The sequence below is a fragment of the Streptomyces sp. NPDC005496 genome (assembly GCF_042872045.1).
In the GTDB taxonomy this organism is placed as follows: domain Bacteria; phylum Actinomycetota; class Actinomycetes; order Streptomycetales; family Streptomycetaceae; genus Streptomyces.
On the sequence record NZ_JBIAJQ010000003.1, the window covers coordinates 414,806 to 427,176 of the forward strand.

Genomic DNA, 12,371 nt, shown 5'->3' on the forward strand with positions numbered 1-12,371 from the left:
CGGGCGTCCCGTCGGTCAGACGGGGCATCCCGTGCGCCGGTGTCCCGTCGGAGAAACGCGGCACGCCGTGCGCCGGCGTGCCGTCGGGCAGACGAGGTACTCCGCGAGCAGGCGTCCCGTCAGGAAGCCGCGGTACTCCGCGAGCCGGCGTCCCGTCGGAGAACCGGGGCACTCCGTGAGCGGGGGTGCCGTCGGGCAGACGTGGCACTCCGCGCGCGGGGGTGCCGTCCGGCATCCGGGGCATCCCCCGGGGCGGGGTCCCGTCCCTGCGGGGCTGCGCCGCCGCTCCGGCCGGGGGCAGCACGACTCTCGGAACGGACTGCTTCTCCTCGGCCTTGCCGCCGGTACCGCTCTTGTCGGCCCGCCCGCGGCTGTGACGTCCCACGCCCCGCCTCAGCTCCCCGCGCTCGCGCTGCCGACCCCGTCCTTCGCGGCCGGGGTGTCCGTGACCGCCGACCCGTCCAGCTCGCCCGAGTCGACCAGTAGTTCACGGAATGCCGTGGCCACCGTATCGGGATACTCCATCATCGCGACATGGCCCGCATCCGGAAGGGTCAGCAGCCGGGAGTCGCGGAAGGCCCGGGCCGCCCGCTGGGCCATGCGGTACCCGACCAACTGGTCCCGGCCGCCGTAGACGAGCAGCGTGGGCGCGAGGACCCGTTCGGCCTGACGCCAGAGCCCGTGCTGGCCGCCCAAGGTGTACGCGTTCACGATGCCGCGCGTGGAGCGGGCCATGGCGTCCCAGAAGTAGGGGAGCGCCAGCCGCCGTTCCATCTCCTCGACCGCGTTGCGAAAGCCTTCGGGCGTGACCATGGAGGGGTCCCCGTAGCAGAGGGCGGTGACGCCGCGTACGCGCTGCTCGGCGGTCCAGCCCTTGGTGAACCGGGTGAACAGGGCCGCGACGCCGGGCAGCGCCAGCGCCGCCGTGGGCCACGCCGAGCGCTGCGCGCGGATCTCCGGGAGCGCGGGCGAGACGAGCGTGAGGGTGCGGACGAGGTCGGGACGTACGGCGGCGACGCGCGTCGTGATCGCTCCGCCGAGCGAGTTGCCGAAGAGGTGCACCGGCCCGCGCCCGGAGGCGTCGAGATAGCGGATCACCGCGCGCGCGTGCCCGGTGACCGAGTAGTCCCCGTCGTCCGGCGGCGGCGAGTCCCCGAAGCCCGGCAGGTCCAGTGCCTCGCTGTCGACGAGCTGGTCGAGCAGCGGCATCAGCGCCGACCAGTTCTGTGAGGAGCCGCCTAGTCCGTGCACGTACAGCGCCGGCGGCAGTCCGCTCCGGGCCGGCGGCCGCGACCGCACCGTCAGGGTGACGCCCGGCAGGCCGACCGACCGCAGCCGCTCCCCCTCCGCGACCCGTACGGAACCGACCCTCGGTGTGACGGTGGAGGCCAGTACGGACGGCAGCTCGGTCGAAGACATGCGGGCAATGTTACGAGACGATCACGTACTGGTTCATGTGTTCGCCGTCACAGGAGGCGGGGTACCGGGGCGGGGCCCGGGCGCCGCGAAAGCACGCCGAATCGCATCGCGTCCGGATCAGGTGTCTCCTAGGCTCGAAACAGGGCACCCATATGTGATCCCTGCTTCGCAGCGCGCAGGGAGTACGAGCACGTTCCAGGAAGGGAGCCCGCCATGGCCATCGACCCCACGGATCCGGAGACGTTCGAGGACGAGGAGACGACTCCCGGGATCGACGAGGAGACCCCGGAGGCCGACGCCGCCGAGCAGCACAAAGAGGTGGCCCCGGACCGCGACGACCCCCTCACGGGCGCCGACCCGGCCAGCGCCAACGAGGCCGACCTCGCCGAGCAGGCACGCGTCGTCACCCTCGACGAGGACGACTACCGTTGACAGGGAGGCGGACGCACTGACCGCCGTGCCCCCCTTTGCCGCCCTCTGCGTGGCTATCGCCCTTGTCCGGTCCGTGAAATTGTGCGTCCTCGGCGCGCACACGGGGGTTACCGAAAAGTACGATGGCGGCGCGGCGCACACCGCATGTGGACGATTTTGGGAGGCGGCGTGACAGCCATCGAGCAGACAGAGGCGGCGCGCCCGCGGGGCACACGCCTGCCGCGCCGTGCCCGACGCAACCAGCTCCTCGGCGCGGCCCAGGAAGTCTTCGTCGCGCAGGGGTATCACTCGGCCGCGATGGACGACATCGCCGAACGCGCGGGCGTCAGCAAGCCGGTTCTCTACCAGCACTTCCCGGGCAAGCTCGACCTGTACCTGGCCCTCCTGGACCAGCACTGCGAGTCGCTGCTGGAGGCGGTGCGCACGGCGCTGGCCTCCACCTCCGACAACAAGCTGCGGGTCCGCGCCACGATGGACGCGTACTTCGCGTACGTCGAGGACGACGGCGGCGCCTTCCGGCTGGTCTTCGAGTCCGACCTGACGAACGAGCCGGCGGTGCGCGAGCGCGTGGACCGTGTCACGGTGCAGTGCGCGGAGGCCATCTGCGACGTGATCGCCGAGGACACCGGCCTGTCACGGGCCGAATCGATGCTGCTGGCCTCCGGTCTGGGCGGTCTCGCGCAGGTGGTGGCCCGCTCCTGGCTGCACAGCGACCGCAGCGTGCCGCGCGATCAGGCGGTCCAGCTGCTCACGTCGCTGGCCTGGCGCGGCATCGCCGGCTTCCCGCTGCACGGCAGCGAACAGCACTGACGTACGGCGGGCGCGTTTGTTCCCGTCCGCTGTTCGCTGATGGCGTTCTCGGACGGAACGTGTACGTCCCCTCACCGGGCTAATGTGTGCAGCGTACGGCGCGAGCAACGCGCACATCACTGACCGTCGGAGGGACAAAGCCGTGGAGGTCAAGATCGGCGTGCAGCACGCGCCCCGCGAGATCGTTCTGGAGAGCGGTCAGACCGCCGAGGAGGTCGAGCACGCGGTGTCCGAGGCGCTGTCCGGCAAGTCGGCGCTGCTGAGCCTCGTGGACGACCACGGCCGCAAGGTCCTGGTCCCGGCCGACCGTCTCGCGTACGTGGAGCTCGGCGAGCCCACCGCGCGCAAGGTGGGCTTCAGCGCGCTCTAGCAGAGAGTGCAAGGGGCCCGGCGGCATCGGCCGCCGGGCCCCTTTCTCATGACCTGAACTGCACAGACGGAGCACATCTTCCGCACCGGGGAGGGTTGCTTTCCGGCCCTCGGGGGTAGATCGACTACGACCGATTTGCCCCAGCCGTGCGGGAGGGAACCCACGATGTTTTTGGAAGCGCTCGGCTCCGCGATCCTCGGTCTCGCCCTCGCCTGGGCGGCGGCGTACCGCCTGCCCCACCGGCTCCCCACGCGCAGCCTGGTGCTGTCGACGGGCGTCGCGGGAGCACTCTTCGGAGCCTTTCTGACCCACAGCGCGCTCGGTCCCGGCCACTTCTCGCTGACCCTCGTCGGCGCGGTCGCGGTCTCGGCCGCCTCGCTGTCGCTGCTGCTCCGTCCGGCGGAGCGCTTTCGCCGCCGTTCGGCGCCGGCGTAGGACCGCCGCCGGCCGGACCCCGCGAGGCCGTCCGCGTCACCGTTCATCGAGCCGCCGGAAGCCACCGGCGGCTCGACGGCCGTCCGCGTCCGGGGACGCTCAGGCCGCGAGGCCCAGGGCGGCCATGCGCTTGGTGTGGGCCTCGGTGATCCGGGAGAACATCCGGCCGACCTCCGCGAGGTCGAAGCCGTCCGCGACTCCGCCGACGAGCATGGTCGACAGGGCGTCACGGTCGGCGACCACCCGCTGCGACTGGGACAGCGCCTCGCCCATCAGGCGGCGGGCCCACAGGGCGAGCCGGCCGCCGACGCGGGGCTCGGCGTCGATCGCTGCCCGGACCTTCTCGACGGCGAAGCTGGCGTGCCCGGTGTCGTCGAGGACCGCGAGGACGAGCGCGCGGGTGTCGGTGTCGAGACGCGCGGCGACCTCGCGGTAGAAGTCGCTGGCGATGGAGTCGCCGACGTACGCCTTGACGAGTCCCTCCAGCCAGTCCGAGGGCGCCGTCTGGCGGTGGAAGCCGTCGAGCGCGGCCACGAAGGGCTCCATCGCCCCGGTCGGCTCCGCGCCCACGGCGGACAGCCGGTCGCGCAGCTGCTCGAAGTGGTGGAACTCGGCCGACGCCATCTTGGCCAGCGCCGCCTTGTCGGACAGCGTGGGTGCCAGCTTGGCGTCCTCCGCGAGCCGCTCGAACGCCGCCAGCTCGCCGTACGCGAGCGCTCCGAGCAGGTCCACGACCGCGGCGCGGTACTGGGGGTCGGCGGAGGCCGTGTCCCAGTTCTGCGCGGCGACTCCGGTGGCCGCGGGAGTGGCTTCGGCGGGGGTGGCAGCGGCGTTGTCAGGCGTCGTCATGAAGCGCACAATAGCCCGCTCACCGCGCCACGGAAGTCCCTGGTCAATCAGTGTGACGACGACCATGTGACCAAATCGGCCATCGCGTGTGCGCGATTCCGGGGTATGGTGGTAATGCGCCCGGCGAGTCATTCGACGGGCCGCGTGAATGAGGATGCCCGGTCGGTGGCCCGATCGGCTCCGACCCGACAGACCTCCACGTCCGTACGGCACCTTGCGTACGACACCCGGAGGAACCCTCAGCGGTACGAGCGCTCGAGCGTCGGCAGTGGTCCCATGCCACTCGGCCAGCCCGCAAAGCGGCCGACGTCCCCGGCACGGTCCAGACACGACCCCCGCGCTCGCCTCGCACCGCGTTCACAGAAGAGGCAGCACCCTGACTACGACTTTTCGAGACCTCGGAATCCTTCCCGAGACCGCCGAAGCCCTTGAGGCCGTCGGCATTCTCAACCCCTTCCCCATCCAGGAGATGACGCTCCCGGTCGCCCTCACGGGCAAGGACGTCATCGGACAGGCCAAGACCGGCACAGGCAAGACGCTGGGCTTCGGTCTCCCGCTCCTGGAGCGCGTGACGGTCCCCGCGGACGTCGAGGCGGGCCGCGCCCTGCCCGAGCAGCTCACGGAGGCCCCGCAGGCGCTCGTCGTCGTCCCGACACGTGAGCTGTGCACCCAGGTCACCAACGACCTGCTGACCGCGGGCAAGGTCCGCAACGTGCGCGTGCTCGCCATCTACGGCGGCCGTGCCTACGAGCCCCAGGTCGAGGCCCTGAAGAAGGGCGTCGACGTGGTCGTCGGCACCCCCGGCCGCCTGCTGGACCTCGCGGGCCAGAAGAAGCTGAACCTGAAGCACATCAAGTCGCTCGTCCTCGACGAGGCCGACGAGATGCTCGACCTGGGCTTCCTGCCCGACGTCGAGAAGATCATCAACATGCTGCCGGCCCGCCGTCAGACGATGCTGTTCTCGGCCACGATGCCGGGCGCCGTCATCGGCCTGGCCCGCCGCTACATGTCGCAGCCGACGCACATCAGCGCCACCTCGCCGGACGACGAGGGTGCGACGGTGCGCAACACCGCGCAGCACATCTACCGCGCGCACAACATGGACAAGCCGGAGATCGTCTCGCGCATACTGCAGGCCGACGGCCGCGGTCTCGCGATGGTCTTCTGCCGCACGAAGCGGACGGCGGCCGACCTCGCCGACCAGCTCCAGCAGCGCGGTTTCGCGTCCGGCGCGGTCCACGGCGACCTCGGCCAGGGTGCCCGCGAGCAGGCGCTGCGCGCCTTCCGCAACGGCAAGGTGGACGTCCTCGTCTGCACCGACGTCGCCGCCCGCGGTATCGACGTCGAAGGCGTCACGCACGTCATCAACTACCAGTCCCCCGAGGACGAGAAGACCTACCTGCACCGCATCGGCCGTACGGGCCGCGCGGGCGCCAAGGGCATCGCGGTCACGCTCGTCGACTGGGACGACATCCCGCGCTGGCAGCTCATCAACAAGGCGCTGGACCTCGGCTTCCCGGACCCGCCGGAGACGTACTCCACGTCCCCGCACCTGTTCGAGGAGCTGAAGATCCCGGCCGGCACCAAGGGTGTCCTGCCGCGCTCCGAGCGCACCCGCGCGGGCCTCTCCGCCGAGGTGGTCGAGGACCTGGGTGAGACCGGTGGCCGCGGTCAGCGCGCCGCCCGCGGTGGACGCGCCGCCGCGCCGGTCGCGGAGCGCGACAGCGAGCGTGAGCGCCCGGCGCGCACGCCGCGCCGCCGCCGTCGTACGCGCAACGGAGCGCCGCTGGAGGAGACGTCCGCGTCCGCCGCGGTGACGCCCGTCGAGTCCGCCGGGACCACGGAGGCCACCGAGCCGCGTACCCCGCGCCGTCGCCGCCGCACCCGTAACGGGGCCGGCGCGGAGCCGGTCGCGGTGACCGAGGCCGTGGCCGAGCAGCCGTCGGCCGAGGCCGCGGTGGACACCGCCGAGGGTGTCACCGAGGAGAAGCCGCGCCGTCGCCGCACCCGCAGGGCCGCGGAGACGACGGCCGTCGAGGCGCCCGCCGCCGAGGTCGCCGAGGTCGTGGAGACCACCGAGCCCGAGGCCAAGCCGCGCCGCCGCACCCGGAAGGCCGCCGAGACCGCCGAGACCGTGGTCGACACGGCCGAGGCCGCCACGGAAGCCCCCGCGAAGCCGCGTCGCACCCGCGCCAAGGCCGCGCCGGTGACGGAGGCCGCCGAGACCGCCGTGGACACCGCGGAGGCCGCCGAGGCCAAGCCGAAGCGCCGTACCCGCAAGGCCGCGGTCGCTACCGTCGACGCCGAGATCCCGGCACAGACGGCCGACGAGCCCGAGGCCAAGCCGCGCCGCCGCACCCGCAAGGCCGCCGAGACCGCGGTCGACACGGCCGAGGCCGCCACGGAGGCGCCCGCGAAGCCGCGTCGCACCCGCAAGGCCGTCGCCACGGCCGCGGACGCCACGGCCGAGGTCGCCACCGAGGCCGCGGAGGCCAAGCCGCGCCGCAGCCGTGCCAAGGCCACGACGGCGGCGGTCGCCGAGACCGCCGGGGAGCCGCAGCCGAAGCGGCGTCCGCGCAAGGCCGCGGTCGCCACCGTCGACGCCGAGATCCCGGCGCAGACGGCCGACGAGCCCGAGGCCAAGCCGCGCCGCCGCACCCGCAAGGCCGTTGCGGCCACGGAGCCCGCGGACAGCTGATCCCCACCTCGAACGGCCCGGCCCCTTTCCCAAGGGACCGGGCCGTTCGACATCCCGGGTACGGGTCCCCCGCCTCCTAGCCAACTCGGCTCCCCGGAGCCTTGGTTGACGTAGCCCCAGGGCCGCCGCCCCCGACACCAACGGGGTGCCGCTCGTAGCGGTTCACTCCCCCTCGCCTGCATCAGCACCCGACGCTGAGCCCGACGTCGGAGTGGGCCGGCGAACCCGGCGTCTACGGGTGCCGTCCCCGGGTGGGCCAACTCCCGTTCCTGCATCGGCACCCGGCGCCGCAGCCGAGGCCGAGGTGGGACGGCGAACCCGGCGCCAACGGGGAGCCGCCTGCGCCCACCCGTGCCGCCCCAGCGGCACGATTGCCCGCAGCTGTAGCGAGAACGGCCGTCCCACGCCGCACGCCTGCCCGCAGCGGGAGCGGACGGACCTCCGGCGCCAGCCGGGTGGGCGCCGCACGCCTGCCCGGAGATGGAGCGGGCGGACCGCCTGGCCCCACCTGGGCGGACGCCGCACGCCTGCCCGCAGCGGGAGCGGGCGGACCTCCGTCGCCAGCCGGGTGGGCGCCGCACGCCTGCCCGCAGATGGAGCGGGCGGACCGCCTGGCCCCACCTGGGTGGGCGCCGCACGCCTGCCCGCAGCGGGAGCGGACGGACCGCCGTCCCCAGCCGGGTGGACGCCGCACGCCCGTCCGCAGCCAGGTGGGCGTCGCCCCGCCAGCCCGCACCGGAGCCACCGGGCCCGAGCCCCCGCGGCTCAGCCGCCCACGGCCCGCAGCCGCCATCCGACCGAAGGGGCCGTGCCGGTACATCAAATGGCCGTCGAGACGGGGACGTACCCGACCGAGGAACGCTGGTGACGGACGCCCACAACAACTACCGACGGCCGGATGTACCGGCACGGCCCCGACTCACCCACCGGCCCCACCGCGCCGGACGCCCACCACAGCGCCCCTCAGCAGTCCCAGATAGCCTCGGGGCATGAGCAGGCCGCCCAGTTTCGTCCCGCCGCCCGGTGTCCGGGCGTACCGTCTCGCGACCGCACGCGGCGACTTCGCCGTGCTGGACGCCGCCCCGACGGCCCCGCCGAGAGGAACCGCCCTGCTGCTCCCGGGATTCACCGGCAGCAAGGAGGACTTCATCGCCCTGCACGAGCCCCTCGCCGCCGCCGGCTACCGCACCGTCGCCGTCGACGGACGCGGCCAGTACGAGACACCCGGCCCCCCGGACGACGAAACCCCGTACGCCCAGGCCGAGTTGGCACACGACGTCCTGGCCCAGGCGGCAGCCCTCGACGCCCCGGTCCACCTCGTGGGCCACTCCCTCGGCGGTCAGATCGCCCGCGCCGCGGTCCTGCTGGACCCGACCCCGTTCAGGTCGCTCACCCTCATGTCCTCGGGCCCCGCCCAGGTCTCCGTACCGCAGCAGCAACGCGTGAAGCTGCTCCGCGACGCCCTCGCGGTGATGAGCATGGCCGACGTCTGGGAGGCCATCCAGGCGATGGAACCCTCGGAACCCCCGGAGGAGTCCACCCCGAGCAACCCCGACTCGGCCGACCTCGACTCGGGTGACCTCGACGCCGGCCTGGACGACCGCGCGGACCTGCGCCGCCGCTGGCTGGCCAACAGCCCCGCGCAGCTCATCGCGACAGGCCGGCAACTGTGCACGGAACCCGACCGCGTACCCGAACTGGCCGCCGTACCGCTCCCGATGCACGTCATCTCCGGCGACCGCGACGACGCCTGGCCCTTGCCGCTGCTGGACGACATGGCGGTACGGCTGGACGCGCGGCGCACCGTCGTACGGGGGGCGGAGCACTCCCCGAACACGGACCGGCCGCAGGACACGGCAAAGGCACTCGCCCGCTTCTGGGACGACTGCCCCCCGGCCTGAGCCGGCCACCCTCGAACGACGGGACCTAGAACTGCGACTGGAGATGCGCCCAGAAGCCGTCCCGAAGCGACCGACGGAGATCGGCCTGCCCCCGCAGGGAGTACTGGAGCAGCCCCTCGGCCTCGACGAGCAGATCCTGGTCGACGGACCCGGGCAGATACGGATGCCCGGGAAGCAGCTCGCCCAGCGACTCCCGCCCCCGCGCCGCCAGCCACTTCGCGGCGATCTGCGCACCCACGAACCGCACGTCGTCCCGAGCAGGGCGAGCCGTCCCGGCGGCGTCGTACGTGGCGGCGGTCCGCCGGGTCACGTACGGCTTGAAGAAGTCGAGGTCGAACGTCCGCTGGCTGTCGACCTCCCAGAGCAGCGGCTCGGCCTGGTTGCGGCCCTCGGGCGCCTCGATCCCCCAGAGGTGGACCCGCGCCCCGTAGCCCTGGGCCGCCTCGACGGCCGACACCAGGTCCTCGTCGCCGCCGAGCAGCGCGGCGTCGCTGATGGCGCGGTGCCGGGCGAGTGACTCCAGGTCGCTGCGGATGATCGAGTCGACGCCCTTCTGCTGGTTGTTGGCGTTGAGGTTGCCCAGGCGGACCTTGACGTCGGGCAGCTCGGCGATCGACTGCTGCTCGGCGGTGTGGATCCGGCGCCGCGCGCCGTCGTACCAGTAGACGCGCAGCAGCCTGCTGTCGGCGAAGATCGTGCGAGCCCGGTCGATGAGCGCCTCGATGAGGCCCTCGGCGTCGAGGTCGAAGGCCCGGCGGTCCTCGGTCCCGGCGACGAGCCGTCCGGCGGCGGCGTACAGATAACCGGCGTCGACGAAGATCGCGTGGGTCGAGGGCGTCTTCGCCACCTCGGCGAGCATGCGCTGGAGCAGCTCGTTCGTACGGTCGATGCGGCCGCCGAGCGCCGCGAGGTCGTCGTTCATTGCGTCCATTGTCCCGGCCGTCACGCTGCGAACACAACTGCTCCCGGTCGGTCCCGCCGCCGCCCGCGCCGCCTTCTGCCGCCTCGCCACGCCGTCGCCCCACCCGCCGGGGCCGATCGTTTACCCGTCAGTAATTAGGTTCTCGAAAATTTTCCTTAGCGTAGGGAATGTTTGTAACACGCATCCCGTTGAATCCGTATGAAGCGGAGGGGCACTGCTGCCTCACGCCTCACACATCAGTAGTTCTCCTCAGGAGGATGACCAGACGAAGGGAGAAGCCAATGCGCTTCGAAATCATGCGACTCGACGATGTCGACGGCACCCCCGTGGACACGACCGTCGTGGACGCCGCCTCCGTCAACCGGATCGTTCAGCAGGCAGCCGCCATCGGGCAGCGCCTCTGGATCCGCCCGGCCGACTCGACTGCCTCGTAACACGCGGGTGTTTTCCACGTAACCCGCAGACGCTTCGCAGACTTCGGAGCCCCCGTACGGCACATGCCGTACGGGGGCTTTGCACGTTGCGGGCGGCTCAGGCGCCCTGGATCACCTGCGTGACGCCGTTGATGATCTGCTGGACGGCGATGGCGGAGAGCATCATGCCCGCGAGGCGGGTCACCAGCACGACACCGCCGTCCTTGATGACGCGGATGATCAGCAGCGAGTACCGCATGACGATCCACAGCACGACGTGGATGGCGAGGATCGCGGACCACACGGACAGCTGGGTCGACGCGCTGTCGGCCTTCTGGACGGCGAGGATGACGGACACGATCGCGCCGGGCCCGGCCAGCAGCGGCATGCCGAGCGGGACGAGGGCGACGTTGACGTCCTTCGTCTGCTTGGGCTCGTCGGTCTTGCCGGTCAGCAGGTCGAGGGCGATGAGCAGCAGGAGCAGCCCGCCCGCGATCATCAGCGCGGGTACGGACACGTGCAGGTAGTTCAGGATCTGGTGCCCGAGCAGACCGAACACGGCGATCACGCCACCGGCCACGCAGACGGCCTGGAAGGCCATGCGCTTCTGCACCTTGCCGGGGCGTCCGGCGGTGAGCGCGAGGAAGATCGGGGTGATCCCGGGGGGATCCATGATCACGAAGAGGGTCAGGAAGAGCGAGCCGAAGACGGCGACGTCGAACACGGTGGTGCCTTGCTGTGTGCGGTGGAACGGGATGAACAGGACGAGGTGGCGCACCGCGACGAGGGCGGACGCCATGGGGACAGAAGTCGGGACGGAACGAACGAAGGGGGCCGCGTCGCGCGCGGGCACGGCGTCTCACGGCACGGGAAGCACTGAGCACGGGTCACGGACCGGCGGCGTACGCGCCGCAGCCACGACACGGACCGGATCGAGACGGCCCCGGCGACCGGCCGGACCGAGACAGCACCCGGCACCGGACCGCATCGAGAAAGCCCCGAATCACAACCGCGCCGGGCTGGAGCCCTCCGAGAGGACCCTGGACCGCAGCAACGGAGAGCAGCCGCACGCGAGCCGCACCACGACGGAGTGAACCGACCACCCGGCGGCGCCGGGATCCCCGGCACCCAGCCGAACCAGAACCACCACCGAGCGAACCAGGCACCCGGCAGTCCCGGCGATCCCGGGACCCCGAAGCGCACGACCGAGCGATTCAGCGATGGAGCGGCCGAGCGACCCTTCGCCTAGCGGGAGCGGCGGCTTCCCCCCGCCCCCGGGACGGGGAACGCCCCGGTGGCCCGCCGGGTGATCTCCCCGTAGACCTCGGGGTCGGTGGTGTACTCGCCGAGCGCGCAGCTCTTGCGGCTGCCGTGGTAGTCGGAGGACCCCGTGGTGAGCAGCCCCAGCTCGCTCGCCAGCCCGCGCAACCGCGCCCGGGTGGCCGGCTCGTGGTCCATGTGCTCGACCTCGATGCCGTCGAGGCCGGCGGCGGCGAGCTCGGCGATGGCGCTGTCCGGCACGGTCCGTCCGCGCTTGGCGGCGGCCGGGTGCGCGAAGACGGCGACGCCGCCCGCGCCCTTGATCAGCCTGATCGCCTCGAAGGGGTCGGTCTCGTGCTTGGGGACGTACCCCCGGCCGCCGTCGGCCAGCCACTCGCCGGTGAAGGCGTCCCCGACGCTCGGTACGACACCAAGCTCGACGAGGGCGGAGGCGACGTGGGGCCGGCCGACCGAGCCGTCGCCCGCGATCCGGGCGACCTGCTCCCAGCTGATGGGGACGCCCAGTTCGCGGAGCTTGGCGACCATGGCCTGGGCGCGCGGCACCCGGTCGTCCCTGACCAGCTCGCGCTCGGCGAGGAACGCGGGCTCCTCGGGGTCGAAGAGGTAGGCCAGGACGTGCATGCTGACGCCGTCGAGGCGGCAGGAGAGTTCGGCGCCGGTGACCAGCGTCAGCCCCTCGGGAAGGGCGGCGATCGCCTCGGCGTGACCCCGGGTCGTGTCGTGGTCGGTCAGCCCGACGACGTCCAGCCCGGCGGCCGCGGCCTTGCGGACCAGCTCGGCCGGGCGGTCCGTGCCGTCGGAGGCGGTGGAGTGGGTGTGCAGGTCGATGCGCACGACGCGG

At 72.5% G+C, this 12,371-nt stretch carries 12 protein-coding genes; 7 read left to right on the plus strand and 5 right to left on the minus strand.

Going from position 1 to position 12,371, the window contains the following annotated elements; all coding sequences use genetic code 11:
* Window positions 1-393: 393 nt before the first annotated feature.
* Window positions 394-1,419, minus strand: a complete 1,026-nt coding sequence (locus ACFYQQ_RS10540) for an alpha/beta hydrolase (protein WP_355787765.1) — start codon at window positions 1,417-1,419, stop codon at window positions 394-396.
* Window positions 1,420-1,632: 213 nt separating this feature from the next.
* Between ACFYQQ_RS10540 and ACFYQQ_RS10545 the strand changes: the two genes are divergently transcribed.
* The 4 genes from ACFYQQ_RS10545 (at window position 1,633) to ACFYQQ_RS10560 (ending at window position 3,466) form a co-directional block, all read left to right on the plus strand.
* Window positions 1,633-1,851, plus strand: coding sequence for a hypothetical protein (locus ACFYQQ_RS10545; RefSeq protein WP_355787768.1), 219 nt, complete (start codon window positions 1,633-1,635; stop codon window positions 1,849-1,851).
* A 168-nt stretch (window positions 1,852-2,019) separates the two neighbouring features.
* The gene (locus tag ACFYQQ_RS10550; protein WP_355787771.1) at window positions 2,020-2,661 is read left to right on the plus strand and encodes a TetR/AcrR family transcriptional regulator; all 642 of its coding nucleotides are present in this window, start codon (window positions 2,020-2,022) and stop codon (window positions 2,659-2,661) included.
* A 142-nt stretch (window positions 2,662-2,803) separates the two neighbouring features.
* Window positions 2,804-3,031: a DUF3107 domain-containing protein gene (locus ACFYQQ_RS10555; protein ID WP_355787774.1), complete on the plus strand. Its 228-nt coding sequence runs from the start codon at window positions 2,804-2,806 to the stop codon at window positions 3,029-3,031.
* Window positions 3,032-3,196: 165 nt separating this feature from the next.
* Window positions 3,197-3,466, plus strand: a complete 270-nt coding sequence (locus tag ACFYQQ_RS10560; protein WP_355787777.1) for a hypothetical protein — start codon at window positions 3,197-3,199, stop codon at window positions 3,464-3,466.
* Window positions 3,467-3,565: 99 nt separating this feature from the next.
* Here the strand turns inward: ACFYQQ_RS10560 and ACFYQQ_RS10565 are convergent, their stop codons facing one another.
* The gene (locus ACFYQQ_RS10565) at window positions 3,566-4,315 is read right to left on the minus strand and encodes a ferritin-like fold-containing protein (protein WP_355787780.1); all 750 of its coding nucleotides are present in this window, start codon (window positions 4,313-4,315) and stop codon (window positions 3,566-3,568) included.
* 469 nt (window positions 4,316-4,784) lie between these two features.
* Between ACFYQQ_RS10565 and ACFYQQ_RS10570 the strand changes: the two genes are divergently transcribed.
* Both ACFYQQ_RS10570 and ACFYQQ_RS10575 read left to right on the plus strand, forming a co-directional pair.
* The gene (locus ACFYQQ_RS10570) at window positions 4,785-7,013 is read left to right on the plus strand and encodes a DEAD/DEAH box helicase (RefSeq protein ID WP_388904199.1); all 2,229 of its coding nucleotides are present in this window, start codon (window positions 4,785-4,787) and stop codon (window positions 7,011-7,013) included.
* Between the two features lie 989 nt (window positions 7,014-8,002).
* On the plus strand, window positions 8,003-8,914 hold the full coding sequence (locus tag ACFYQQ_RS10575; protein ID WP_355780058.1) for an alpha/beta hydrolase: 912 nt from the start codon (window positions 8,003-8,005) through the stop codon (window positions 8,912-8,914).
* 25 nt (window positions 8,915-8,939) lie between these two features.
* On the opposite strand, the gene ACFYQQ_RS10580 is transcribed toward ACFYQQ_RS10575, so the two are convergent.
* Window positions 8,940-9,845 (minus strand): NYN domain-containing protein, encoded by a 906-nt coding sequence (locus ACFYQQ_RS10580; protein ID WP_355780062.1) that lies wholly within the window; start codon window positions 9,843-9,845, stop codon window positions 8,940-8,942.
* Window positions 9,846-10,117: 272 nt separating this feature from the next.
* On the opposite strand from ACFYQQ_RS10580, the gene ACFYQQ_RS10585 reads away from it, so the two are divergent.
* Complete coding sequence (locus ACFYQQ_RS10585) at window positions 10,118-10,270, plus strand: hypothetical protein (protein ID WP_121405831.1); 153 nt, start codon at window positions 10,118-10,120, stop codon at window positions 10,268-10,270.
* A gap of 97 nt (window positions 10,271-10,367) precedes the next feature.
* Here the strand turns inward: ACFYQQ_RS10585 and ACFYQQ_RS10590 are convergent, their stop codons facing one another.
* A complete protein-coding gene (locus tag ACFYQQ_RS10590; protein WP_355780069.1) occupies window positions 10,368-10,973 on the minus strand; it encodes a MarC family protein in 606 nt (201 codons plus the stop codon).
* Window positions 10,974-11,494: 521 nt separating this feature from the next.
* Window positions 11,495-12,364, minus strand: a complete 870-nt coding sequence (locus ACFYQQ_RS10595) for a PHP domain-containing protein (RefSeq protein WP_356171867.1) — start codon at window positions 12,362-12,364, stop codon at window positions 11,495-11,497.
* Window positions 12,365-12,371 lie beyond the last annotated feature (7 nt).

Coding starts and splice junctions, on each gene's coding strand:
- ACFYQQ_RS10540 (WP_355787765.1), bottom strand. CDS start 1,419: ATGTCTTCGACCGAGCTGCCGTCCGTACTGGCCTCCACCGTCACACCG.
- ACFYQQ_RS10545 (WP_355787768.1), top strand. CDS start 1,633: ATGGCCATCGACCCCACGGATCCGGAGACGTTCGAGGACGAGGAGACG.
- ACFYQQ_RS10560 (WP_355787777.1), top strand. CDS start 3,197: ATGTTTTTGGAAGCGCTCGGCTCCGCGATCCTCGGTCTCGCCCTCGCC.
- ACFYQQ_RS10565 (WP_355787780.1), bottom strand. CDS start 4,315: ATGACGACGCCTGACAACGCCGCTGCCACCCCCGCCGAAGCCACTCCC.
- ACFYQQ_RS10570 (WP_388904199.1), top strand. CDS start 4,785: ATGACGCTCCCGGTCGCCCTCACGGGCAAGGACGTCATCGGACAGGCC.
- ACFYQQ_RS10575 (WP_355780058.1), top strand. CDS start 8,003: ATGAGCAGGCCGCCCAGTTTCGTCCCGCCGCCCGGTGTCCGGGCGTAC.
- ACFYQQ_RS10580 (WP_355780062.1), bottom strand. CDS start 9,845: ATGGACGCAATGAACGACGACCTCGCGGCGCTCGGCGGCCGCATCGAC.
- ACFYQQ_RS10585 (WP_121405831.1), top strand. CDS start 10,118: ATGCGCTTCGAAATCATGCGACTCGACGATGTCGACGGCACCCCCGTG.